Source organism: Catellicoccus marimammalium M35/04/3, assembly GCF_000313915.1.
Taxonomy (GTDB): Bacteria; Bacillota; Bacilli; order Lactobacillales; family Catellicoccaceae; genus Catellicoccus; species Catellicoccus marimammalium.
On the sequence record NZ_AMYT01000021.1, the window covers coordinates 118,975 to 144,408 of the forward strand.

Genomic DNA, 25,434 nt, shown 5'->3' on the forward strand with positions numbered 1-25,434 from the left:
AAAAGGGAGAGAACAAGACAAAATGATCGTATTAGCTGGAATGATTGGAGTAGGAAAGAGCTCCTATACTGAAATGATTGCTCGCCATTTGGGCACAGAAGCTTTCTATGAGGAAGTAGATAACAATCCAATTTTAGATAAATTTTATGAAGATCCAAAACGTTGGGCTTTCAGTTTACAAATTTATTTCTTAAACAAACGTTTCCGTTCTATCAAACAAGCACTTCATGATGCAAATAATGTATTAGACCGTTCAATTTATGAAGATGCTTTATTTACACGCGTTAATAATATGCAAGGAAATATCAGTGATGTAGATTTAAACATTTACAATGACTTATTAGAAAATATGATGCAAGAAATTGATAGCTTACCTAAAAAGGCACCAGATCTTTTAATTTACTTAGAAGCAGATTTTGATACAATTTTAGCTCATATTAAAAAACGTGGACGTAGTTTCGAACAAGTGGATGATGATCCAGAATTGTTAGAATACTACAAATTACTATATAGTCAATATGGTCAATGGTTTGAAGATTACCATTACTCTCCAAAAATTAAAATTTCTGTGGATGAATATGATATTATTGAAAATCCAGAAAATGAAGAAAAAGTTATGAAAATCATTGAAAAAGCATTGGAAGATGCTCGTAAATAATTCATTTATTATGAATGATTTAGAAAAAAAATGTAATCTTTTCATTATCCAATGAAATAGGGTGGCAGAAGAGAGATAAATTTGGTAAAATAAAGACATCAAGAAAATGTCTAAAAGACACAATTAGGAGGAAATTGACATGCCATTAGTTTCAGCTAAAGAAATGTTAGAAAAAGCACGTGCTGGTCATTATGCAATCGGTGCGTTCAACACAAATAACTTAGAATGGACAAAAGCAATCTTAACAGCAGCAGAAGAAATGAAATCTCCTGTAATCATCCAAACATCTATGGGTGCTGCTAAATACATCGGTGGCTACAAAATGGCTTACGATTTAGTAAACGATTTAATGGAATCAATGAATATCACTGTTCCTGTAGCTTTACACTTAGACCACGGTGAATACGAAGACGCATTAGAATGTATCGCTGTAGGTTACACTTCAGTTATGTTCGATGGTTCTCATTTACCATTCGAAGAAAACGTTGAAAAAGCGAAAAAAGTTATCGCTGAAGCACACGCTAAAGGAATCTCTGTTGAATGTGAAGTTGGTTCAATCGGTGGAGAAGAAGACGGCGTAGTTGGTGCTGGTGAATTAGCAGATCCAGAAGAATGTGCAGCAATGGCTGAATTAGGAGTTGACTTCTTAGCAGCTGGTATTGGTAACATTCACGGTGTTTACCCAGAAAACTGGGCTGGATTAAACTTCGAACGTTTACAAGAAATCTCAGAAAAAATTAACGGATTACCAATGGTATTACACGGTGGTTCAGGAATTCCTAAAGAACAAATTGAAAAAGCAATTGAATTAGGTGTTTCAAAAATCAACGTTAACACTGAATGCCAATTAGTATTCGAAGAAGCTACTCGTAAATATATTGAATCAGGCGCTAGCCAAGAAGGTAAAGGATTTGACCCTCGTAAATTATTAGCACCAGGTACACAAGCAATCATCGACTTAGTTAAAGATCGTATGACTTGGTTTGGTTCAGCTGGTAAAGCGTAAATCAAACAAGAGAAAGACTTCATCCTCGGATGAGGTCTTTTTTTGTCTGTAGAAAATAGTAGACAAATAGAAAGAAATTTTGATAATTAAAAGTGGATAGAAATTAAAGAAAGGAGGAGTTATTTTTCTGTAAAAAGATAACCGCACAGAAGAATAGCAAAATCTTTATGGCAAATGAATATTTAACAATGGCTGAATTAGAGAAACATACGTTAAAACAACTCTATGAATATGCACGTCAATTCTCTATTAAAGGCTATAGTAAAATGAATAAAAAAGAATTGGCATTAGCAGTATTGCGTGCACAAGCAGAAGAACAAGGATTTTTTGTCATGGAAGGGGTTCTTGATTTACAAGGGGATTATGGATTTTTACGTCCCATTAACTATTCACCGAGTCAAGAAGATATTTATATTTCTTCCTCACAAATTCGCCGTTTTGGTTTAAGAAATGGAGATTTAGTGACAGGAAAAGCTCGTCCACCAAAAGAAAATGAGCGTTATTATGGATTGATGCATGTAGACTATGTAAATGGAAAAGAACCAGAGGAAGCAAAACAACGTCCTCACTTTCCAGCGTTAACTCCAATTTATCCGAATCAAAGAATTCAATTAGAAACGGATACGAATCCTTTATCCACTCGTATGATTGATTTATTTTCTCCTGTTGGTTTTGGGCAACGTGGTTTGATTGTAGCTCCACCAAAAGCAGGGAAAACGGAGATTATTAAAGCTGTAGCCAATGGGATTGCGGTGAACCATCCAGACAGTCATTTAATTGTCCTTTTAATTGATGAACGTCCAGAAGAAGTAACAGAGATTGAACGTAGTGTTAAAGGGGAAGTAGTTTCTTCTACTTTTGACCAACAACCAAGCAATCATGTCAGAATTGCCGATTTAGTATTAGATCGTGCGATGCGTTTAGTCGAAGATAAACAAGATGTAATCATTTTAATGGATAGTATTACACGTTTAGCTCGAGCAAATAACTTAGTTATTCCAACGAGTGGTCGTACCTTATCTGGAGGAATTGATCCAACTTCGTTTTATCGTCCAAAAAAATTCTTTGGGGCAGCTAGAAATATTGAAGAAGGAGGTAGTTTAACGATTTTAGCTACCGCCTTAATTGATACAGGGAGTCGGATGGATGATGTGATTTATGAAGAGTTTAAAGGAACAGGAAACATGGAATTACATCTTTCTCGTGAACTAGCAGAACGACGCATTTTCCCAGCGATTGATATTAAACGCAGTGGAACTAGACGTGATGATTTGTTATTGACACCACAAGATCAAGAAGTGAGTTGGTACTTCCGTCAACAGATGACCAAAGATGGGCTAGAAGTGAGTCGTAAGTTACATGAATTAATGAAGAAAACAAAGAATAATCAACAATTTGTTGAATTTGTTGAAGAAAAAATTCAAAAATAAAAAGGATTAAGAGAAAATCTTAATCCTTTTTGTTTGTTTAAATTATACTTCTGAAGAGATCATTGCTCGGATGCCAGGAACTTTTGTATCATAAGAACATAGTTCAATATGTCCACAAGAATGAATCTTGAATAAAGATAAATTATTAGTAAAGGCATTCATTACAAATAAATAATTTTGTTGACGATTTAAACGCATCGTAATTGGAGCAATACCTTCACAAGCAATAGAGTTTAAGTAAGTTACATCATGACCTTCATTTTCCAATTTGAAAACAGAAATTGTATTGGTTTCTCGATTACTAATGAATAAGCAACGATCTTTCCAAAGTACCATATCGGTTGCTATTCCTTTTTGGTGTTGTGGAACCGTGCGGTAAGAATGAACATGAGTGATGGTTCCACCTACTTCATATTGGAAAACATGTAAATGATGCATTTCTTGATTTAAAGCATAGAAGTATTGATTTTTACTATGGAAAGTAAGATGACTGAAGGCTTCAACAAATGGGAAGGTTGTTTTGCCGATCCATTTTAAGTGCCCATTATGAGAAACTTGATAGCAAACAAAAGCTGGTTCTTTTTTCAAGCTAACCATTAAAACATTATCGTTTGTTAATACACAATCAATAATATCTTCTTCTACTTCTACTTGTTGTTCGCGAATTAAGTTTCCGCTTTGCTCAATAGTGTAGCTATATAAACTACCATCACGATGAGCACTAATTAAGACTCCCCATTCTTTTTGAATGGCTAAACGGAAGGGAGCAGAAGGTTCTTCAAAAGTGCGGTCAATTTGTTGATAATTACTCATATTATTATCATAAGAGACAATACCGCCTCCCTGGTCGGTACGACAAGCGATAAATAAATGGTTATTTAAATCAAAACAAATATCATTTGGTTCTTTTTCTAGAAGAATTCTTTTGTAATGGGAAAGAGTCCCTTTTTTTGGATCTAAAAGGATACGATAAACGCCGCCTAAATATTGCTTATCAGTATTACATAGTAAGATCTGTTCCATAATATCCCTCTTTCTTATTTGTTAATTTATCCCTATGTTAATTATACTCCTTAAAATGAGAAATAGGATAGTGAAAAGTTAGATTATTTTTAGACAAAGAAAAAGTTATGATACAATGGACAAAAAAGGAGGAACGGCAATGAAAGAAAAACAGTCTTCTCATTCATGGTTTTGGAAATTGGTTGCCAATAATAAACTGGTTTCTGTTTTAGTCATTATTTTATTAATGCTTTTCATCATTAATATGGCAAAACAAGTTTCTTGGTTTTTCCAACCTGTTTTCCAATTCATTGCGATTATTGGAGCACCTATTTTAGTTTCTGGGGTTCTTTATTATTTATTGAGTCCAATTGTGGACTTTTTAGAAAAAAGAGTGCGTGTTCCACGTACCATTTCCATCATTTCTTTATTTTTAATTATTGTCTTACTATTGATTTGGGGAGGAATTCATTTAGTTCCTGAAGTCCAAAATCAATTTATGACCTTAAGTAAAAATATCCCGCATTATTGGAAAGAAATTACCGATGAGTTTCAATCTTTGATGAAATCAAGTGATTTATCTCAAATCAAAGCGCAGTTAGATTCGATCAACAAAGATATTTATGTACAGTTAGGACATATGGGCAAAAAGCTATTTTCTAATGGCTTTTCTGGATTGTCAAATATGGTCAGTGTTGTAGCTAGTATTGTAGTAACGATTGTGACTGTACCTTTCATTTTGTTCTATCTATTACGTGATGGAAAACGACTAGAACCTTTTGTTTTGAAATTTTTACCACAAAAAATTCAAGCTTCTGTCCATCAAGTATTACATGATATTAATGAAAAGGTATCTTCTTATATTCGTGGACAAATTATCGTGGCGATTTCAGTAGCGATTATTTATATGATTGGTTTTAGCTTAATTGGTTTAGATTATGCGATTGCTTTAGGTACTTTAGCTGGAATCTTTAATATTATTCCCTATCTAGGTTCTTGGTTAACGATGATTCCGGTTGTTATTATCGCTCTTGTCACAGGTGGACCAATGATGTTAGTGAAAGTCATCTGTGTTCATTTAGTAGAACAATTGATTGAAGGACACGTATTAGATCCAATCGTTATTGGTTCACAAATGGATATTCATCCATTAACCATCATTTTTGTATTATTAACGGCAGGAAAACTATTTGGTATTTTAGGAGTCGTATTAGGAATTCCAGGTTATGCGACGATTAAAGTTATTGTCGTTCATATTTATAATTGGTATCGAGCAAATTCTGCTCTCTTTGCAGAAGATGAAGCCCCCACAGAGAGTTCTTAACTTCAAGTCTTTGACTTGAAGTTTTTTTGCGTGGATTGAAAAACGTATGATAAAATGATAATGTTCTAGATTTATGATAAGATCTTTACAATAAGAAAGGAGTCGTCATTTTTAATGACCAATGAGCCGATGAATCTGTCAAAACAAGAAGATTATTATGCTTTACATACTGATTTATATCAAATCAATATGATGTATACTTACTGGAAAGAAGGAATTGCGGAAAAAAACGCTGTATTTGAATGTTATTTCCGTTCGATGCCTTTCCAATCAGGATATGCGATTTATGCCGGATTAGAACGCATTATTGATTATATTGAAAATTTCCAATTTACGGATGAAGATATTGAATATTTACGTTCATTAGAAATATATGAAGAAGAATTTTTAGCTTATCTAAAAGCGTTAAAACTACAATTAACGATCCGTGGGGTGAAAGAGGGGGAATTAGTCTTCCATAATGAACCTTTATTACAAGTTGAAGGACCGTTAGCGCAAGGACAATTAGTAGAAACAGCCATTTTAAACATTATCAACTACCAAACATTAATTGCCACAAAAGCAGCAAGAATTAAGCAAGTTTGTGGTGATGACTTTGTAATGGAATTTGGTGCGCGTCGTGCACAAGAGATGGATGCTGCATTATGGGGAAGTCGTGCAAGCTATATCGGTGGGTTTGATGCCACAAGTAATGTTCGTGCGAGTAAAAAGTTTGGTATTCCTGTCGCAGGAACGCACGCTCACTCTTTAGTTCAAGCGTATCGCGATGAATATGCGGCTTTTGATGCTTATGCTCGTACTCATAAAGATTGTGTCTTTTTAGTAGATACTTATGATACATTGAAAAGTGGAGTACCTAATGCAATTGCGATTGCTGATAAATATGGCGATAAAATCAATTTTAAAGGAGTGCGTATCGATAGCGGCGACATGGCGTACATCAGTAAAGAAGTACGTAAGCAGTTGGATGCTGCAGGATATACAGAAGCAAAAATTTATGCTTCTAATGATTTAGATGAAGACACTATTTTAAGTTTAAAAATGCAACATGCGAAAATTGATGTTTGGGGAGTAGGGACAAAATTAATCACTGCTTTTGATCAACCTGCTTTAGGAGCTGTATATAAATTAGTTTCGATTGAAGAAAATGGAGAATGGAAGGATACGATTAAACTTTCTAGTAATGTAGAAAAAGTTACAACTCCTGGAAGAAAACAAGTGTGGCGTATTACGGATGCTACAGATGGAAAATCAGAAGGAGATTACATTACCTTTATTGATGAAGACCCAAGAAAACAAGAAGAATTATTGATGTTCCATCCCGTGCATACTTATATTCAAAAAACATTACATCACTTCCATGCTCGTCCGTTATTAACGACTATTTTTGATCATGGAGTGTGTGTTTATCAAAAACCATCTTTAGATGAAATTCGACAATTTGCTAAAGAAAACTTAGATTCCCTATGGGGAGAATATAAACGTAATTTGAACCCACAAGATTATCCTGTGGATCTATCCTTGTCTCTTTGGGAACATAAAAGAGATTTAATTGCAGAATATCGTCAACAAAAAATATAAAAAAAGACGACTAGTAGGAGAAAGGCTTCCACTAGTCGTTTTTTTATTTTTTCCCAAATAAACGTTGGAAAAATCCAGGTTTCTTTTCTTCTTTTGGCTCTTCTGTTTTTGTTTCTTCTGTCTTTGTTGTTTCAGCAGTCGTAGATTGTGTTTCAAAAGGAGAATTTCCTAACGCTTTCTTTTCAGCAGCGATTTGTTCTTGTTCTTCTTTTTCTTTAGCTTTTTTGGCTTCCCAATCGGCTTTCATTTGCTCTAATTCTTTACGTTCTGCTTCTACTTTTTGACGTGCTTCTTCGGCTTTTTTCGCTAAATCTGCTTGTTTTTTCGTTTCTTCTTCTAAACGTTTTTGTTGTTCAATCATCTTTTCTTGTTGTTCTTTTAAAAGATGAGTTTCTTTTTGAATAGTTGCTACATTCTCTTGTAATTGTTTAGTTTCAGCCATCGTTTGTTCACTGTTATCAGAAATTAAATGTTGTGACTGTTGAATCATTGGTTTTACTTCTTGGAATTCTTTTCTAACATCCATCGTAAAAGCAGTCATTACTTGAATTAACTGATCAATTTTTTTACTTTGTTGATCGATAATCGCTAATAATTCTTGAGTAGAAGGATTAGCAGAAATTGCTTCTTTTGGAACAATCGCTTGTGTGTCCTTTTCAAAATAACTAGCATATTTTTCATCATCAATCATTTTTTCGATAATATTTTTGATTGGTTTTTTTGTATCATCACTTAATTTTTTAATTTCTTGGAATAGTAAGATGTTTTGGTGATTATAGGTTCGAACATTTTGGTCTGTACGTTCGAAAAAGTTTTCATCAGAAGTAGATTCTTCGATGATTTGACTATATTTACGTAACGTTGTAGGCGCGATTCCAATTGCTTCAGCAGCTTCTTTTGGAAACAAACGACCTTGGAATGTTTCTGTCATTTTCTTTCTCCTTTAATTATAGTATCCGTGTCGCCGATGCGCGGCGGCCATCCTCTCTTATTATAGATAATAACGCAGAATAGGGCAAGTTGCTATATCGCTATCATGTCGCGATGCGATATGGTTGGAAAAAAACAAACAGTTCTCAAAAATGTATTATGGATTACCAATTCTTTACATTGCATATTTCAAAAATAATGTAGTATTATAAATTCATAAATAACAAATTATTGGAAAAATTGAAAAAATAAAAGAACGATGAGGCCAAGAAAGAAGGAAAGAAGATGACAAAACTAGGATATTACCGAGCGCATGAAGAAGAAGAATTAAACTTACAAGCGGAAGAAGCATTAATTAATGCAGATTGTGATGATATTATGATTGAACCTTTCGGATATGAAAGTGGAAAAGCGCAATATAAAGTTTTAAGTGAAACAATTCAAAACTTACATGCAGGAGATGTTATCTGTATTTATGATGTTGTAGATTTACAAAAATCAGTAATCCAATTATCTGCATTCTTTAAAGAAGTAGAGCGTAATGACTTACAAGTGGAAATTTTAAACTTAGGAATTACAGGAATCTCAATGGAAAAATACATTGAATTGATTCATAATTTAGCGAATATGGAGAAAAACTTAATTCGCCGTCGTACTTCTCAAGGTTTGAAAAAAGCACGTACAGAAGGTCGTGTTGGAGGTCGCCCACGTGTTTCTCAAGAAACAATCGATCGTATCCAATTTTTATATGATACAGATAAATACTCTTTACGCGAAATCGCAGAGCAGTGTGGTATTTCTTTAGGAACTGCATACAAATACGTACAACTTCATTAAACAAAAAAACTTCAAGGAAAATAGTCCTTGAAGTTTTTTTATTCTTTATTCATCAATGAATCTGCGTATAATTTAGGAATAGTTAAATCCTTTTCTTCATAGAAATTTTGAATGCATCGATTAATATTTTTGAAGTCTAAATCATTTAAAATGGGATTAATAGATAAAGTTTTTTCTTCTCCCAAAATTTCGTCATAGTTGAAACTCAAAATAATTAGATCATATTGTTCTTTTAAGCTTTGCATTCTTTCTTTCAGATGGAAGACATCATAAGGATAACTTTCAATATCCAAGTAATTACTAAAGATATGATTAATCGTCCGTTTTAAATATTCTTGGTGGTCTCCACCTAAATCACTAATTAAAATGGCTTTTAATTTTGGATAGTTTTGTGAGAATAATTGAGTTAACGCTGGCCACTTAACAATCATATTAAAAATAATTTCAGCCATATCCTTTAACCAAGGATAAGAAGTCTTTTCTGCTAATTGATCTAAATCATTGACTAGAAATTGGAATAAGTCTGGATAATTTTCAAAAATTAAATGACCAATAAAATCATCGCGATTAAAAATTAATTCTTCCTCATAAGAAAAGACCTTATAACTAGAATATTTATTCAACATCATGTAGCGAATACGCGTCATTTCGGTTTTAGAAATTGGAATATTAGACTCATCAGCAATATTTTGGATGAATTTTGCAATTTCTCGATTAATATGAACAAACTCCTCTTCGTTATTCCAAGCAGTAGTAAAAGCAAAAATAGAATAATAAATTTCTTCATAATCTTCCAAAGAAATCGTATCAAAAATAGGGCGGAAGATGTGTTTTGCTTGCTCATAGAAAAGATGGGGAATCTCTTCAGATTGATGTTGCTTTTTAAAATCTTTAAAATGGTGTCCTTGCTTGATTCGAATTGTACATACGGCAATGAGCATGGCCAAATGTAAAATTTGTTGTGAATCTAAAATATAGTAATCATCATTTTTAAAGTATTTATTTTGAATATAAGAGGCAACATCTTTAATATGATTTGTGATTTCATTGCGATCGATTGCAAAAGGCCAATCATTATAACCATATTTTTCTGCAAAAAAGTTACTAAAGAAGTAACGCAAGGCAATCTCATTTTTACTACAATATCCATAATCCAAATAAATATCATAATCCTCTAATGCTGATTGAATTCGTTTATATAAACGGTAAAAACTAGAGGTACTTAAATAGAGTGTTTCAATCCAAGTTTGATTATGAATTTGTGGATGTAAGAAAATTCCCTCCATTAATTGAAAAATACTGTCTTCATTAATTAAGTGACGATAAAATTGTTCTAAACGAAAATAATTGGTTGATTTTAAACGCACTCCATGTTGTTTGGAAGTTTCAATCGTAAAAAATTCAGGGTAATTAGAACGTAAATATTGCAAATCATTATTAATTGTACGTGAAGAAGTATTACAAATTTTAGCAAGATCACTTGAAGCAATCCAACGATCATAGAACAACATCGTTTCTAAAAGTTTAATTCGACGCTTCGTTGTGTTATCTAATAAATCATGCAACATAAACTTCTACTCCTTCGCTTGATTTTGAGTTTGTCGAGCAATCATTTCTTCTAACTCTTCTGGATGATAACCAGAAATGGCAGTATTCCCATCCGTTACCACTGGCAATAAGCGAAATCCTGCTTCTACCAAATTACGTACCACTTCATCAAAGTGATCGATGTTTATTTCTTTATATTCAACATGATGTTCTGCTAACCATTTTTTTGTTTGTGTACATTGAGAACATTGGGGACGAGAATATACGGTAATCATTTTTATCTCCTCTTTCTTTAATTTTCAATACTTATTCTATCATATTTTAAAAATTTTCGCTTTGAAAAACCCTTTTTGATAAATCGGAGGAAAAAGAAAAAAATAAAAAAAGCAGCAAAATGGAGAACGCCCTTTTTTCTTTTCTCGTATAAGAAAAGTGAAAAGGAGGTGAAAAGGACATGGACGCAGAACAAAGAGCGGCACGATATATTGAATTTGGTGTCTACCATCATGCGAGTGATCTTTATATTCAAGCTGTGAAAGAAGAATATCATATTTGTTTTCGTTGTCAGGATCAATTATTGACTTTAGAAAAAATTCCATGGTCAGAAGCAGAATCTTTGATTCTTTATTTTAAGTTTATGGGTGAAATGGATGTAGGGGAACATCGTTTGCCTCAAGGAGGGTCTACGATTTTTCCTTTGAAAAAAGGAGAGGTAACCTTGCGTCTTTCTACCGTTATTAATTTTGCTCAACAAGAAAATTTAGTCATTCGCTTTTTATACCCTTTTTGTGCAGATCATTTATATTACTTCCAACAAAAAGAATGGCAAGCGTTAGAAAATTGCATTCAACAAAGAGGCCTACATTTATTTAGTGGTCCTGTTGGATCAGGAAAGACAACTTCCATGTACCAATTGATTAAAAATCATCATTTCAATGAGCATGTGATTACGATTGAAGATCCAGTAGAAATCATTGAACCGCAATTTTTACAATTACAAATTCAAAGTGCGATTGGTTTGGATTATGAAACACTCATTAAACTTTGTTTACGACAACGACTAGATATTTTAGTGATTGGTGAAATTCGCGATGATAAAACAGCAAAATATGCCTATCGTGCTTCATTAAGTGGACATCGTGTTTTTGCGACCATTCATAGTAATAGTTTATTAGGCGTCTATGACCGATTATATGACTTAGGAATACCAAAAGAACAACAAAAAGAAGTGATTCGTAGTATTACGTATCAACGTTTATTACCTGTGTACTGTCCTTTATGTCAGGGAAGGTGTCAACCTTATTGTGAGCGATATGCACAAAATTATCGCTTATATATGGAAACTACAGCGTATCATCAAGGAGAGTGGAATCATGGCTTACAAAAATGGTGGGCATTGGGGGCGATTACCAAAGAAACATGGCAAAAAGAAAAACAAGATTTCTTATAAACTAGAAGTTTCATTATTATTGCAGCTATCCGATTTATTGCAACATGGCTTTACCCTTCAAGAAGGCATCTCTTTTTTACAAAAAATTGCACCCAAAGAAAGTGAAAGAGAAGCAGTCCTTCAAGTGATTTGGCAAGAATTAGGCAAAGGTGTACCCCTTTACCAAGTATTTCAAAAAGCTCATTTTTCAGCATTGACCGTTTCTAAAATTAAGCTGGCTTTATTAAGTGGAAATCTATCAGAACAATTATCCTCGATTGCAAAACAAGCGCAAATGAAAGAAAAAAAGTGGAAAACCTTTATACAATTGATTAGTTATCCTTTTATATTAGTGTTCTTTCTCTTGAGTATCATGATGACAATAAAGTACCTCTTGCTCCCAAATTTACCCGTTCAAGAGATGAAACATCAATTTGGGTATCAATTGATAGATCATTTTCCACAAATTTTATTATGGACCTTAGTTTTCATCTTATTGATTGCCCAAGGAATAAAGTTAGTGTTACAAAAACAGTCTCCTTTGCAACAGTTGCAATGGTGGTGCCGAATTCCTCTGATTCGTAGTTTAGTTCGTTATTCTATCACTATTACTTTTTGTGAAGAATGGGGAAACTTATTGAATTTAGGCATTGAAACGAAAAAAAGTCTAGAGTATTTGCAAGAACAAGGAAATTTACCTTGGATTCAAGAACTGGCGTGCACACTCATGTCAGGAATGCAACATGGACAAACAATGCTGGAGCAATTAGAAAAATATACAGTTTTTCAACCAAGTCTTTTTGTCTTATTACAACAAGGGGAAGCGAAAGGAAATCTTGGATCTGAATTATTAATGTATGCCGAAGAATGTTTCCAAGAAATGATGCATAAAATTGACATGTATTTACAATGGCTTCAACCGATTATTTTTCTAAGCATTGGCTTGATGATTATTAGTCTGTATATTTTATTACTCTTCCCAATGTACGATTTATTTTAGGAGAAAAAAATGAAACAAAAAAGAAAAAAAGGATTTACGCTTATTGAAATGCTAGTGGTTTTATTAGTCATTACCGCTTTAGTTTTAATTTTTGTTCCTAATTTATTGAAACAAAGTAATAAAGCAAAAGGACAAAGTGATACTGCTTTCCAACAAGTCGTTGACAATCAATATGTACTTTATAAACATGATCATCCCGATCAAAAGGTGGATACGTGGGACGACTTATCTGGATATTTATCTAAAAAGCAAATCAATGAAGCAAAGAAAAACAAACACATTCGAGCACCATGGCAATAGACATGGGTTTACCTTAATTGAAATCGTAATCACAATGCAAATTGTGGTTACGATTTTATTCGTATCCACCTTTGTTTTTCAAAAGACGATGCAATATGTGGAAGAAGAATTATTTATTGAAACCTTCCAAATGACTGCACGAGCAACGCAACAAAAAGCTATTGCTCGTCATAAGCACGTAAAAATGGTATGGGATGAAGATGCACAATGCTATCAATTACCTTGTGCTCCTTATCCAGAAACTCTCCTTTCTGTTCCTTCATTTATAGAGGTACAAAAAGCACATGATTTAGATTATAGCGCTAAAGGAAATTGTCCTCTTTATGCGACAGATTTTGCAAGTAACCGTTATTTTTATCATTTTCAATGGCAAATGGGATCTGGGAAGTATACTTATGAAAAGAAGAAGCGAGAAACGAAAAAAAGGGATGTTTTTGAGTGAAGCTGTGATTGCTTTATTTATTATGATGCTAGCACTTACTCAAATCATGCCAATGTTTTTACAATTTTATGAACAAAAAAGAGAAAAAGAGGATGAGATTATTTTATTAATGGGAATGAAAGAAAAAATTCGTCATCCTAAAGAAACCTATGTAGCACCCACTCATCCACCAACAACCATCTATTATGAAAAAACAAAAACACATGCGAAAGTGTGGGGAAAATATCATGGAAAAACCTATCAATATGAAATTGAAAAAAGGGTTCACACTCGTTGAAACTCTAGTGAGTCTTTGCATTTTTGCGACCGTGTTATTCTTATCTGGTCTTTATTTTCAATCGCTACAGAGCTATAAAAAACGCATCAACCAATGGGACTTTTGTACCTGGTATAGCGCGATGCGTCAAATTGAATATTATAACTACAATGAATTTTTTGAAGAATGCGTGGAAGGTCCAAAAGGAAAAGCCATTCATTTCTATGATCCAGAAGAGAGAAGAGAAGTGGCTTATTTATATGAGCGTGGATTTTTAAAGCGTTGTGGTTATGAAGGGAAAAATCAGTATCGAGGCTATGAACCGCTCATTTATCATCTTCAAGATCTGAGTTGGCAGAAGAAAGGCTATGAATTGCAATTTAAAGGTACATTAGAAGGAGGGCAAAGCTATGACTATACGATTATCTTGTGTCCCCAAAAAGAAAAAAGCTAGTGTGCTTCTCTTAACTGTTTTTATCTTACAATGTAGCCTTCTCTTTTTTTCGTACTGGCAAGTGAGTTACCGGCAACAAATGTCTACTTATTTTTCTTTTAAAAAAGCAGAAGAAGAACAAGTGAAAGCCACACTTGCTTTAGATCAATATCCTGATGTGACTTATACCTACGAAAAAAAAGAAGTGCCCTTAGGGAAAATAGAAGGGAAAACTTACATTGCTATAACAAGAATATTAGACAAAGCGAAGCAAAAAGATGGCTTTTATATTCGAGATCAAGAAAGAAATCAGTCTTTATATGTTCGTCCTTGGAATGAGTGGCGAAAAGAAAGACAAGTAAAAGGAGAAACTTCTCTACAATAAGGATTGGAAAAAATAGGTAAATGAAGTAAAATAGGAATGATTAATAGAATAACGAGATGAAGGTGAATCAATGAAAGAAATCGAACAGGCTTATGAAACATTATATCAAGCCGTAGAACAACAACAAGCGTTGTCAAAATGCTCTTTTTATGAAGCTTATTTAATTGTAATGGAACAAATCGTTCGTCCAGAAAAAGAAGAAATTCCAGAAAAAATGCAAGAATATTATAATGCGATGGAATCGCTTTCTTTATCTCAAGACCAAAAACGTAAAGTAACACAATTGGTTTTATTAAAAGGGATGAAATTAGAGCCATTACAAGCGAATCATCAACTAACTCCAGATGCGATTGGCTTTATTTTTACTTATTTAATTCAAACATTGACCGAAGACAAAAAGGAATTAAATATCTATGATCCAGCCAATGGGATAGGGAATTTATTAGCGACTGTTGGAGTAAACTTATCGATTGCCAGAGAAACTCCACATTTATTTGCTAGTGAGATCGATGATTTATTGTTAGCGATTTCTGCGATTAACGCTGAATGGATGGAATTACCGATTCAATTTTTCCATCAAGATGGCGTACAAATGAAAGTGAAAGATATGGATATTGTTCTTTCTGATTTGCCTTTAGGATATTATCCTTTAGATGAGATTGCACAAAATTATCAAGTGAGTGTAAAAGAAGGGCATACTTATGCACATCATTTATTGATTGAAGCAAGTATGCAAGCGTTAAAAGAAGAGGGATATGGTTTATATTTATTACCAACCGCTCTTTTACAATCAGAACAAGCACCGAACTTTACACAATGGATGCAGGAAAATGCTTATCTACAAGCAATTTTACTTTTACCTAAAGAATGGTTCCAAAATGAAGCTTCACAAAAAGGAATCTTTATTTTCCAACCAAAAACAGATAATACAGCACAAAAAGAGGTGCTGATGGCAGAAATCCCTTCTTTAAATGATCCAATGGCGATGCAAAAGTTTTTACAATCATTTAAAGAATGGGCGGAATAAAACAAAGACCGAAATGTCTAAAAACTATATTTTGTACCGGATAAGAAAGGAGAAATGAAAGAATTATTCTTTCATTGTAAGAGATTATGAGTTATGTAATTGCTGTCAACGCAGGAAGTTCTAGTTTAAAATGGAAATTATTTGAAGTTCCAGAAGAAAAAGAAGTTGCTTCAGGAATTGCGGAACGAATTGGCTTAGACATGGGCAAAATTAAATTGAAAAAAGCCGATGGTGAAACTGTAGAAAAAGAATTACCAATTCCTAACCACAATGAAGCATTAACAGAAATTTTAAACAGCTTAATTGAAGAAAAAATTATTCCATCTTTAGATGCAATCACTGCAGTGGGACATCGTGTTGTTGCCGGAGGAGAATCATACAAAGATTCTGTTGTTGTAGATGAAGAGGTATTAGCAGAAATTGAACGTTTAAGTGAATTAGCACCTCTACACAATCCAGCAGAAGCAAAAGTGATTCGTGTCTTCCGTGAAGTATTACCAAACGTGCAAAATGTTGCTGTTTTTGATACTTCTTTCCACCAAACAATGCCTGTAGAAAACTATTTATATTCTTTACCAATGCGTTATTATGAAGAATATAAAGCTCGTCGTTATGGTGCACATGGAACAAGTCATAAATATGTTTCTCAACGTGCTGCAGAACTATTAGGCAAACCAATTGAAGAGTTAAAAATCATTACTTGTCATTTAGGAAATGGAGCTTCAATTACTGCAGTAGATCATGGAAAATCTGTGGATACTTCTATGGGCTTCACTCCATTAGCTGGATTAACTATGGGTACTCGTTCTGGAGATATTGATGCTTCTTTAATTCCATTTATTATGAAAAAAGAAGGGATTACAGATGTTCAAGAATTCATTGATATTTTAAACAATGAATCAGGCCTATTAGGATTATCTGGATTATCTAGCGATATGCGTGACTTACGTGATGCTGCTCGCAATGGAAATGAACAAGCAGAAGTCGCAATTAAGATTTTCAAAAACCGTATTATTAAATACATCGGTTCTTATATGGCAGAAATGAATGGTTGTGACGCGATTGTCTTTACAGGAGGAATTGGTGAAAATGACCGTGCCGTTCGTAAAGATGTTTGTGCGAGCTTAACTTTCTTTGGCGTAGATCTTGATGAAGAGAAAAATGATGTGCGCGGAAAAGAAGGAATCATCTCAAAAGAAAATTCAAAAATTTCTGTCTTGTTAGTTCCAACCGAAGAAGAATTAATGATTGTTCGTGATGTAGAACGTCTAACAAAATAAGAAAATAAAAATCCAAGCTTGAAAAAGAGCTTGGATTTTTTTATAAGTGGCGTAATAAGCGGAAGGATTGAATCGCAGAGACAAGCAAAATAAGGAAAAGTAAAAGAAAAGCGATAAATTTTGTAGGTTGAAACCACCCAAGAAGTGCCGCAATAAAAATAATAAAAGATAAAATTGCTAAAATGAAATAAAGAATCATCCACTGTTTTAACAAGTCTTTAACCGCAAAAGATTTGCGTTGAAAAGCTTGAATAAAATTAGGGGTGATTTTTTTTAATAAAAGGCAAGCGCCAAATAAAAGGATGCTCAAAATAAAATAAATCCAGCACATCAGTTATTCCTCCTAATCAAATAAAAAAGCAACTTGTCTAAGACAAATTGCTTCTATTTTCTTTATAAATGGTATCTCCGTTAATGCCGTTTCTTGTTCCTATGTATTGAACCCGCATAGTTATGTTGCAGGTGGGTTCTCTGCAGTCCACTTCCAAAGTCCTAGGTAGAAACTATCTAGGCATTTTGTCCATGGGCGATCCAGAAATCCCTTTCAATAATAGTTTTGTTCGGTCAACACTAGACGGAACAACGCGTACATCACAGATTTACCACCCTTATAATAGCATAATTTTTTTCCTTTGACAAAAAGTGTGTCAGCGATTTTTTTGTTGGTTTATCCACTGTTGTTTTAAAGCTCGCTCATATTTTCCTGTCTCTTTTGGTTGATAATAAGGGGTATAAGGAATGCCATCTGGATAGTAATGTTGTGTTTTTGGCACAGGCCCATGATGAGGAGAAACATAAGAAGAAGATTTTCCCACATGGCGATCTTGTAGTGCACTTGGAATCGTTCCGACATTCCCTTTAGCGATATTTTCTTCTGCTCGTTGTAACGCTTCTAATGGACTATTGGATTTAGGAGAAAGGCTCAAATCAATAATGATATTCGCTAAAGGAATTTTCGCTTCAGGCAGTCCAAGTTCTTTTGCGGCTTGGACAGCAGCGACCGTTCGAGCTGCTGCTCCTGGATTGGCAAGTCCAATGTCTTCATAAGCAATCACTAGTAAGCGACGACAAACTCCTTCTAATTCTCCAAGATTCATTAATTGTACAAAATAATGCATTGCGGCATCGACATCACTTCCTCGAATCGATTTTTGCAACGCAGAAATTAAAGCGTAATATTCGCTAGTTCCTGTTTGATGATGCGGATGCTGTAAAGGAAGAGCTTGTAAATCTTTTAGAGTAATTAGAGATGAAGTTTGTTGATTTTGTAATAATAACCCCAGCTCTTGATAGGCCATCCGTAAATCTCCTTGGGCATGATGTGCAATAGTAGTCAATACTTCTTCTTCCACTTGAACGGGAGTTTCCCATTTTTGAATTGCCTGTTGGAGTGCCACTTGCATTTCTTCTAAAGAAAGAGGAACAAGATTAAATAAATAAAGTCGGCTACGGACGGCAGGATTTAAGCGTTGCGCAGGGTTTTCTGTCGTTAGACCAAAAATAATAATTTTATCTTGTTCTAAAAAAGGTAAGAGATAATCTTGCGTATTTTTCGTTAAACGATGAATTTCATCAATGATTAAAATTCCTTTGGTAAATAAAGATAAGTCTTCTATTTTTTGAGCAAGTTCCTTTTTTCCTTCGGTTGCGGCATTGAAATAGCGAGAAGGAAGTTCGCTATTTTGAGCTAAGACGGTAGCTAAAGTAGTTTTCCCACAACCAGGAGGGCCACTTAAAACAAAAGATTGATATTCTTTCGTTTGATCCATTTGCCATAAAATTTTTCCCTCACCAATGAGCTCTTTTTGTCCATACATTTCAGACAGTTTTGTTGGGGAAAGGCGATGTAAAAAATCATTCATTTAGAAGTCCTCCTACAATTTTTGTGCCATGAAAATCTGCGTTTGGAAATTGAGTGGCTAAAAAAGATAGATTTTCTTTGGTTACGCCACCACCAATTAATAATTGCACAGAAGTAGAGGCTAAAAAAGACTGAATTTTTTGTAAGGAAGATAAAGTATTTGTAATAGGAGTTGTTAACGGTCCACCATGGGTTAAGAGATTTTCAAAACCTAAGTTTGCGATTTGTTGAATACTTTGAGTCCAGTTTTGTGCAGAAATTTCATCAAAAGCCATGTGAAACGTACAAGGACAAGTACCCGCTGCTTTTAGTAGCTTTTCACAGGAAGAAACATCGATTGTTTTTTCTTTTGTTAAGCAACCAAAAACAAAGCCAACTTGTGGCAAATGGTTTAATTCTTTGATTTTGGCTTCCATTTTTTGTACTTCCTCTTTTGTATAATGAAAATCACCTCCACGAGGGCGAATCATTACCATCATTGGAATTTCTACAGGAACTACCTTCCGTAAGTAAATTACTTCTTTGTTTGTAGGTTCAATCCCCCCACAAGATAAATCTACACAATATTCTAAGCGTTGCGCACCTTTTTTTACCGCATTCAACGCTTCTTTTTCATTTGTAATACAAGCTTCTTTAATCATTTTTCTCTCCTTGTGAAAAAAAGGTTGTCAAGATATGAATCTATGATATAATAATGGAAAAGAGAAATTTATCCCATCTTTTTATTTTTCATCCTGTTCAAATAAAAGGATAGGATAACCTCAGCGTAAACGTATCAACTTGCAGTGATGAACACCGAGTTGCTACGTTTTTTTTGTTTATTATATCATGAAAAGACAGATAATTTTGAATTCTGTCGATAAAAGAGGAGTTAGATTATGACGAACCATATTGTTTTATACCAACCAGAAATTCCCCAAAATACAGGAAATATTGCTCGTACTTGTGTTGGGACCAATACTCATTTGCATTTAATTCGTCCTTTAGGATTTTCTGTCGATGACAAACATTTAAAACGTGCTGGTTGTGATTACTGGGATGATCTAAATGTTCATTATTATGATGATGTTCATGAATTTTTTGCTCAAAATCCAGTAGAAGAAATTTATTATATTGAAACGTTTGGTACCGAACCTTACCATAAAATGAATTACAATACAGGAAAAGATATTTATTTAATGTTTGGTCGTGAATCAACAGGGATTCCAAAAGAAGTGATTGAACAATACGGAGGAGCAGAACGTTGCGTATTAATTCCTCAATCGGACAAAGTTCGCTCTTTAAATTTATCCAATACAGCCGCAATTGTGATTTATGAAGTGTTGCGTCAACAAGATTTTGCACCATTAAGAGGCTAAACGTATGGAAGAAACGCAAATTACAGGGCAAGTCTTACGTATTGTCTTTCAAAGAGGGGACTATGCGATTGCTAGTGTTCGTATTATTGGTACACCTCCTACGCATTTAGAACAAAGAACCATGGTAGTAGGGACTTTGCCAGAATTAGTAGAAAGTGAGACCTATGATTTTATTGGGCATGTGGTAGAGCACCCGACCTATGGATGGCAATGGCAAGTCGAGTCTTTTCATTTACATGAGCCAGATGAGGTAGAACACTTAGTAGAATATTTTTCTAGTGAACGCTTTACAGGAGTAGGGAAAAAGACCGCAGAATCGATTATAGAAACTCTAGGAAAAGATGCGATTGCAAAAATTAAAGAAGACCCAAGTTGCTTAGATGAAGTGCCTAAATTGCGTCAAAAACAAAAAGAAGTACTAATTAAAGAAGTACAAGCGCATTATGGAAAAGACCAAATTCTTTTAGAACTACGTAATTTAGGTTTGAGTGGACCTCAAGCAGAAAAGATTTACAAAAAAGAAAAGCAACGTTCGTTAGCAGTTATTCAAAAAAATCCTTATCAATTATTGAAAATGGACTTACGAATCTCTTTTGATAAAGTTGACCATATCGCAAGAGAATTAGGAATAGAAGCTACAGATCAACGTCGATTACAAGCGGGCGTAGAAATGGTGTTACAATTGCACTGCTATCGTAGTGGGGATACGTATTTAGATCTAAGAAGTTTATTGGAGACAGCACAAAAAGAGTTAGAAAAAGGACAAAGCGAACCGATTGATATTGCTTTGATTCAAGAAGCGATTTCTGATCTTTTGAAAGAAAGAAAGCTGTACTTTGTAAAAGAAGAAGAATCACAAGTATATTTACCGACATTTTTTGATGCAGAAACCAGTATTGTCTTTGCCTTACAACGTTTAGCAGAAGCTCCTGTACCTTACAGTGAAGATGAAATTGATCAAGCGATTCAAAAATTAGAAAAGAAAAGTACGTTCCGTTATGGCAACTCGCAAAAAAGAGCGTTGAAAAAAGCAATGCAACATAATGTCTTTCTTTTAACAGGAGGTCCAGGAACCGGAAAAACAACGATTATTAAGGCAATTTTAGAGTTGTATTCCATGTTAGAAGAAGTTCCTTTAGAAGCAAAGGATGGCGAAGATACGTTATTCCATCTTGCAGCACCAACAGGAAGAGCAGCTCGAAGAATGCATGAATCAACAGGCTTACCTGCAGCGACCATCCACCGTATGCTTGGATTGGGACTAGGAGAAGAAGTGCAAGAAGCCAATCGAGAAATTCGCGATGGGATTGTCATTGTGGATGAATTTTCTATGGTGGATACTTTGCTTTGTAAAACGCTATTAGAGGCAATTGATACAGGAGTCAAAGTGATTTTTGTTGGCGATCATTTCCAATTACCTTCTGTAGGACCAGGGCAAATTTTAGGCGACCTTTTAGCATCTGAGGTTTTACCTTTTGAAGAGTTACAAGATATTTATCGTCAAAATGAAGACTCTACGATTATTGATGTTGCTCATGAAGTTTGCCAAGGTGTGATGCCACAAGACTTTACGGCTAAAAAGGCGGATCGTTCTTATTTTGAGCGTCCAGCTAGTGAGCTAAAAGACAGCATCCAGCAAATTGTGGAAGTGGCTTTAAAAAAAGGCTATAGTGCAAAAACGCTACAAGTGCTCGCTCCTACTTATAATGGAGAAGCAGGAATTCATGCATTAAATCAAACGTTACAACAAGTAATGAATCCTGATTTTGGAAAAAAAGAGCCATTTGTTGCCGACCAATGTACCTATTATGAAGGAGACAAAATTATCAATTTAGAAAATGATGTAGAAAATAATGTCTTTAATGGTGATATTGGGTTTGTGACTGCCATTCAGGATGGTAAATTATGGGTGGATTTTGAAGGAAATGAAGTCTCCTTTACAAAAAAAGAAAAGGATCGCATTTCTTTGGCATATTGTTGTTCGATTCATAAATCCCAAGGTTCAGAATATGATTCAGTGATTATTCCGATGGTCAATCGTTATCCAATTCCACTTTTAAAACGAAATCTTTTATATACCGCGATTACCCGTGCGAAAAAAAGTGTGATTTTTATTGGGGAAGAAATGGCCTTTCAACGTTGTATTGAAACGCCAGGAAATGAACGAAAGACAGGATTGATTTATCATCTTCATCGTGTTTTTGGAGAGCCAAAAACAGAGCAAGAAGAAAAATATAACGTCGAAGTAGAAGAAAAAATAGAAGAAGAAGCTATTGCTTATATTAACGAACCTATAGAAGAAGAAAAAGAAGAAGATTATGTGTTAACAAATGAAAAAGTCTATCAGCGATTGATTTCACCGATGATTGGTATGGATGGAAAAACACCATGGGACTTTATAAAAGAGCAGGATTGATTTTTTTCTTTAAGTTTCGTACAATATATATGAGTAAAATTACTTTCAAGGGAGTAACTGGCAGATAATCTGCGATAGTATCACCAACCGAAATTTTATTTCTGGTACTATCTTAATTAGTGAGACTTGGATGACGAGGTCATTCAGGTCTCTTTTTTTACCAATAATTAAGAAAGGAAGATGAAAATGAGTAAGAAAACCCCTTACTACGTACAAAGTGAAGTCGAGATTTGTAACGAGTTTCAAACTTCACCTGATGGGCTATCTTCAGACCAAGTAGCCAAAAATTTAGAAACTTATGGTCCCAATAAATTAAATGAGCAGAAGAAGAAAAGTATGCTGGCCAAATTCTTTGATCAATTCAAAGATTTCATGGTCCTTGTTTTATTAGCTGCTTCTCTTGTCTCTGCGTTTATTGGTGAAGTTACCGACTGTATCATTATTTTAGCAGTAGTGATTTTAAATGCAGTCTTTGGTGTGATTCAAGAATCAAAAGCTGAAGAAGCCATTGATGCATTGAAAGAAATGTCAACGCCTAATGCTCGAGTATTGCGCGATGGCAAAGTGGTGGAAATTAAAAGTGATGAATTAGTTCCAGGAGATGTGGTATTACTAGAAGCAGGAGATGTGGTACCAGCAGATGTTCGCTTTATTGAAGCAGCTTCTTTAAAAATTGAAGAATCTGCCTTAACCGGAGAATCTGTTCCTGTACAAAAAGAAGCTACAACGTTAGAAGATCCAGAAACACCAATTGGTGACCGGGTGAATATGGGTTATATGAATAGTAATGTAACCTATGGTCGCGGAGTAGGGATTGTAGTCGCAACAGGAATGAATACAGAAGTAGGTCACATCGCAGGAATGTTAGCGAATGCCGATGAGACAGAAACTCCATTGAAAGCAAGTCTAAATCAATTAGGTAAAGTCTTAACGATTATCGTTTTAGCGATTGCCGTAATTATGTTTGTTGTTGGTGTTTTCTTCCAACAAAAAAATGTGTTAGATATGTTGTTAACTTCTATCTCTTTAGCGGTAGCAGCGATTCCGGAAGGATTACCTGCGATTGTAACGATTATTTTAGCACTAGGTACACAAAAAATGGCCAAACGCCATGCGTTAGTTCGTAAGTTACCTGCAGTAGAGACATTGGGAGCTACTGATATTATTTGTTCTGATAAAACAGGTACATTAACAATGAACCAAATGACTGTGGAACAATGGATGAGTAATAACCAATTACACAGTGCTAATGAAGCGATGGATCCAGACAATATGACACTAAAAATCATGAACTTCTGTAATGATACGAAAGAAGCTGATGATGGTGCGTTACTTGGTGATCCGACAGAAACAGCATTAATTAGTTTTGGTAAAAATAAAGGATTTGATTTAGAAAAAGAATTAGCGAAAGAACCTCGCGTAGCAGAAATTCCTTTTGATTCTGACCGTAAATTAATGACTACTGTTCATGACTTACAAAATGGTAAGTTCTTAATCGCAGTAAAAGGGGCGCCAGATGAATTATTAAAACGTTGTACAACGTTTGAAGAAAATGGTTCTGTTCAACCAATGACAGCAGAAGAAGAACAATTCTTATTGAAGACGAATAAAGAATTAGCGACACAAGCGTTACGTGTATTAGCAATGGCTTATAAAGTTGTCGATGAAATGCCTGCAGTTTTAACAAGTGAAGCAGTTGAAAATGGTTTAACTTTCGCTGGCTTAGTTGGAATGATTGACCCTGAACGTAAAGAAGCAGCAGAAGCGGTTCGCACGGCAAAAGAAGCAGGAATTCGCCCAATTATGATTACTGGGGACCACCGTGATACTGCAGAAGCGATTGCTGCTCGTTTAGGAATCATCCAAAAAGGCCAACATGATGCTGTAATTACTGGGGCAGAATTAGATGCAATGTCCGATGAAGAATTTGAAAATCATGTAAAACAATATTCTGTTTATGCTCGTGTATCTCCTGAACATAAAGTTCGTATTGTAAAAGCTTGGCAAGACCAAGGAAAAGTAGTAGCGATGACAGGAGATGGAGTCAACGATGCTCCTGCGTTGAAGACTGCAGATATTGGAATTGGTATGGGAATTACGGGTACAGAAGTATCAAAAGGAGCTTCTGACATGGTCTTAGCTGATGATAACTTCTCTACAATTATTGTAGCGGTAGAAGAGGGACGTAAAGTCTTCTCTAATATTCAAAAAACGATTCAATATCTATTGTCTGCGAACTTAGGAGAAGTGATTACTTTATTTGTCGCAACTCTATTAGGTTGGGATACATTATTACCGGTTCACTTATTGTGGATTAACTTAGTAACAGATACTTTCCCAGCGATTGCCTTAGGGGTAGAACCAGCAGAAAAAGATGTCATGCAACATGCACCTCGTGGTCGTCAATCAAACTTCTTCTCTGGTGGAGTAATGAGTAGTATTATCTACCAAGGGATTTTAGAAGGTTTGATTACATTAACTGTTTACTGGTTAGCGATTCATTTCCCTGTTCACAGCGGATATGATGCTATCCATGCGGATGCGTTAACAATGACTTTTGCTACTTTAGGATTATTACAATTGTTCCATGCGTTCAACGTAAAATCAATCCACGGTTCTATTTTCAAAATTGGTATCTTCCGCAACAAAGCGTTTAACTGGGCAATCTTGTTATCGTTTGTTTTATTAGCAATTACGATTGTCGTACCAGGATTCAACCAATTATTCCATGTTGCTCATCTAGATGCTTACCAATGGATGATTGTATTAATCGCAAGTATCTCAATTATTCCAATTGTTGAAATTGTGAAATGGGTACAACGTAAAAAATATAATTATTAATAGATGAAAGAAAAGGGGGAGAATGATTCTCTCCTTTTTTGTTTATGATAAAAGGAGAATCAATAAAGAAAAATTAGAAACTGTTGACAA

25 protein-coding genes and 1 other RNA gene are annotated in these 25,434 nt (G+C 34.5%); 18 read left to right on the forward strand and 8 right to left on the reverse strand.

The window, feature by feature from the left end; genetic code table 11:
- Positions 1-22: 22 nt before the first annotated feature.
- The 3 genes from C683_RS05385 to rho all read left to right on the forward strand — a co-directional run bounded on the left by C683_RS05385 (position 23) and on the right by rho (position 3,094).
- Positions 23-658 carry a deoxynucleoside kinase gene (locus C683_RS05385; protein ID WP_040388731.1) on the forward strand — a complete coding sequence of 212 codons (636 nt, stop codon included), beginning with the start codon at positions 23-25 and terminating at the stop codon, positions 656-658.
- A gap of 139 nt (positions 659-797) precedes the next feature.
- A complete protein-coding gene (locus C683_RS05390) occupies positions 798-1,664 on the forward strand; it encodes a class II fructose-bisphosphate aldolase (protein WP_009491738.1) in 867 nt (288 codons plus the stop codon).
- A gap of 167 nt (positions 1,665-1,831) precedes the next feature.
- The gene (gene rho / locus C683_RS05395) at positions 1,832-3,094 is read left to right on the forward strand and encodes a transcription termination factor Rho (RefSeq protein WP_009491749.1); all 1,263 of its coding nucleotides are present in this window, start codon (positions 1,832-1,834) and stop codon (positions 3,092-3,094) included.
- Between the two features lie 42 nt (positions 3,095-3,136).
- Here the strand turns inward: rho and C683_RS05400 are convergent, their stop codons facing one another.
- Positions 3,137-4,117 (reverse strand): lactonase family protein, encoded by a 981-nt coding sequence (locus C683_RS05400; RefSeq protein WP_009491750.1) that lies wholly within the window; start codon positions 4,115-4,117, stop codon positions 3,137-3,139.
- Between the two features lie 139 nt (positions 4,118-4,256).
- Between C683_RS05400 and C683_RS05405 the strand changes: the two genes are divergently transcribed.
- A complete protein-coding gene (locus tag C683_RS05405; protein ID WP_009491751.1) occupies positions 4,257-5,420 on the forward strand; it encodes an AI-2E family transporter in 1,164 nt (387 codons plus the stop codon).
- A gap of 114 nt (positions 5,421-5,534) precedes the next feature.
- Positions 5,535-7,001, forward strand: a complete 1,467-nt coding sequence (locus C683_RS05410; protein ID WP_009491752.1) for a nicotinate phosphoribosyltransferase — start codon at positions 5,535-5,537, stop codon at positions 6,999-7,001.
- 43 nt (positions 7,002-7,044) lie between these two features.
- On the opposite strand, the gene C683_RS05415 is transcribed toward C683_RS05410, so the two are convergent.
- Positions 7,045-7,932, reverse strand: a complete 888-nt coding sequence (locus C683_RS05415) for a MerR family transcriptional regulator (RefSeq protein ID WP_009491757.1) — start codon at positions 7,930-7,932, stop codon at positions 7,045-7,047.
- A gap of 284 nt (positions 7,933-8,216) precedes the next feature.
- Between C683_RS05415 and C683_RS05420 the strand changes: the two genes are divergently transcribed.
- The gene (locus C683_RS05420; protein WP_009491759.1) at positions 8,217-8,768 is read left to right on the forward strand and encodes a recombinase family protein; all 552 of its coding nucleotides are present in this window, start codon (positions 8,217-8,219) and stop codon (positions 8,766-8,768) included.
- A 38-nt stretch (positions 8,769-8,806) separates the two neighbouring features.
- On the opposite strand, the gene C683_RS05425 is transcribed toward C683_RS05420, so the two are convergent.
- Entirely contained in the window at positions 8,807-10,336 is a 1,530-nt protein-coding gene (locus C683_RS05425; RefSeq protein ID WP_009491760.1) for an AcpB/EbpR/MafR family transcriptional regulator, read from the reverse strand.
- 6 nt (positions 10,337-10,342) lie between these two features.
- Positions 10,343-10,591 (reverse strand): glutaredoxin domain-containing protein, encoded by a 249-nt coding sequence (locus tag C683_RS05430; protein ID WP_009491761.1) that lies wholly within the window; start codon positions 10,589-10,591, stop codon positions 10,343-10,345.
- 179 nt (positions 10,592-10,770) lie between these two features.
- Between C683_RS05430 and comGA the strand changes: the two genes are divergently transcribed.
- The 9 genes from comGA (at position 10,771) to C683_RS05475 (ending at position 16,868) form a co-directional block, all read left to right on the forward strand.
- Positions 10,771-11,766 carry a competence type IV pilus ATPase ComGA gene (gene comGA, locus C683_RS05435; protein ID WP_009491763.1) on the forward strand — a complete coding sequence of 332 codons (996 nt, stop codon included), beginning with the start codon at positions 10,771-10,773 and terminating at the stop codon, positions 11,764-11,766.
- Positions 11,690-12,745 (forward strand): competence type IV pilus assembly protein ComGB, encoded by a 1,056-nt coding sequence (gene comGB, locus C683_RS05440; protein ID WP_040388732.1) that lies wholly within the window; start codon positions 11,690-11,692, stop codon positions 12,743-12,745. Before comGA ends, comGB begins: the two co-directional genes overlap by 77 nt.
- 9 nt (positions 12,746-12,754) lie before the next feature.
- A complete protein-coding gene (comGC, locus tag C683_RS06705; RefSeq protein ID WP_009491767.1) occupies positions 12,755-13,045 on the forward strand; it encodes a competence type IV pilus major pilin ComGC in 291 nt (96 codons plus the stop codon).
- Complete coding sequence (gene comGD, locus C683_RS05450) at positions 13,002-13,487, forward strand: competence type IV pilus minor pilin ComGD (RefSeq protein WP_152411705.1); 486 nt, start codon at positions 13,002-13,004, stop codon at positions 13,485-13,487. Before comGC ends, comGD begins: the two co-directional genes overlap by 44 nt.
- On the forward strand, positions 13,480-13,764 hold the full coding sequence (locus tag C683_RS05455; protein WP_009491771.1) for a hypothetical protein: 285 nt from the start codon (positions 13,480-13,482) through the stop codon (positions 13,762-13,764). The genes comGD and C683_RS05455 overlap by 8 nt, the downstream gene beginning before the upstream one ends.
- Positions 13,715-14,197, forward strand: coding sequence for a competence type IV pilus minor pilin ComGF (locus C683_RS05460; RefSeq protein ID WP_040388734.1), 483 nt, complete (start codon positions 13,715-13,717; stop codon positions 14,195-14,197). The genes C683_RS05455 and C683_RS05460 overlap by 50 nt, the downstream gene beginning before the upstream one ends.
- Positions 14,154-14,561 (forward strand): hypothetical protein, encoded by a 408-nt coding sequence (locus tag C683_RS05465; protein ID WP_152411706.1) that lies wholly within the window; start codon positions 14,154-14,156, stop codon positions 14,559-14,561. Before C683_RS05460 ends, C683_RS05465 begins: the two co-directional genes overlap by 44 nt.
- Positions 14,562-14,631: 70 nt before the next feature.
- The gene (locus C683_RS05470; protein ID WP_009491776.1) at positions 14,632-15,588 is read left to right on the forward strand and encodes a class I SAM-dependent methyltransferase; all 957 of its coding nucleotides are present in this window, start codon (positions 14,632-14,634) and stop codon (positions 15,586-15,588) included.
- A gap of 86 nt (positions 15,589-15,674) precedes the next feature.
- A complete protein-coding gene (locus C683_RS05475) occupies positions 15,675-16,868 on the forward strand; it encodes an acetate/propionate family kinase (protein ID WP_009491778.1) in 1,194 nt (397 codons plus the stop codon).
- Positions 16,869-16,908: 40 nt separating this feature from the next.
- Here the strand turns inward: C683_RS05475 and C683_RS05480 are convergent, their stop codons facing one another.
- The 4 genes from C683_RS05480 to C683_RS05490 form a co-directional block, all read right to left on the reverse strand.
- Complete coding sequence (locus tag C683_RS05480) at positions 16,909-17,199, reverse strand: hypothetical protein (protein ID WP_009491780.1); 291 nt, start codon at positions 17,197-17,199, stop codon at positions 16,909-16,911.
- A gap of 70 nt (positions 17,200-17,269) precedes the next feature.
- Positions 17,270-17,471, reverse strand: a non-coding RNA gene (gene ssrS / locus C683_RS06505) — 6S RNA.
- A gap of 44 nt (positions 17,472-17,515) precedes the next feature.
- Entirely contained in the window at positions 17,516-18,730 is a 1,215-nt protein-coding gene (locus tag C683_RS05485) for an AAA family ATPase (RefSeq protein WP_009491781.1), read from the reverse strand.
- Positions 18,723-19,370, reverse strand: coding sequence for a copper homeostasis protein CutC (locus C683_RS05490; RefSeq protein WP_009491783.1), 648 nt, complete (start codon positions 19,368-19,370; stop codon positions 18,723-18,725). Before C683_RS05490 ends, C683_RS05485 begins: the two co-directional genes overlap by 8 nt.
- 237 nt (positions 19,371-19,607) lie before the next feature.
- Here C683_RS05490 and C683_RS05495 point away from each other — a divergent pair, with 237 nt between their 5' ends.
- From C683_RS05495 to C683_RS05505, 3 genes are all read left to right on the forward strand, one after another.
- Positions 19,608-20,087, forward strand: coding sequence for a tRNA (cytidine(34)-2'-O)-methyltransferase (locus C683_RS05495; RefSeq protein ID WP_009491785.1), 480 nt, complete (start codon positions 19,608-19,610; stop codon positions 20,085-20,087).
- A gap of 4 nt (positions 20,088-20,091) precedes the next feature.
- Positions 20,092-22,503 carry an SF1B family DNA helicase RecD2 gene (gene recD2 / locus C683_RS05500; RefSeq protein ID WP_009491787.1) on the forward strand — a complete coding sequence of 804 codons (2,412 nt, stop codon included), beginning with the start codon at positions 20,092-20,094 and terminating at the stop codon, positions 22,501-22,503.
- 186 nt (positions 22,504-22,689) lie between these two features.
- Positions 22,690-25,344 (forward strand): calcium-translocating P-type ATPase, PMCA-type, encoded by a 2,655-nt coding sequence (locus C683_RS05505; RefSeq protein WP_009491789.1) that lies wholly within the window; start codon positions 22,690-22,692, stop codon positions 25,342-25,344.
- Positions 25,345-25,434 lie beyond the last annotated feature (90 nt).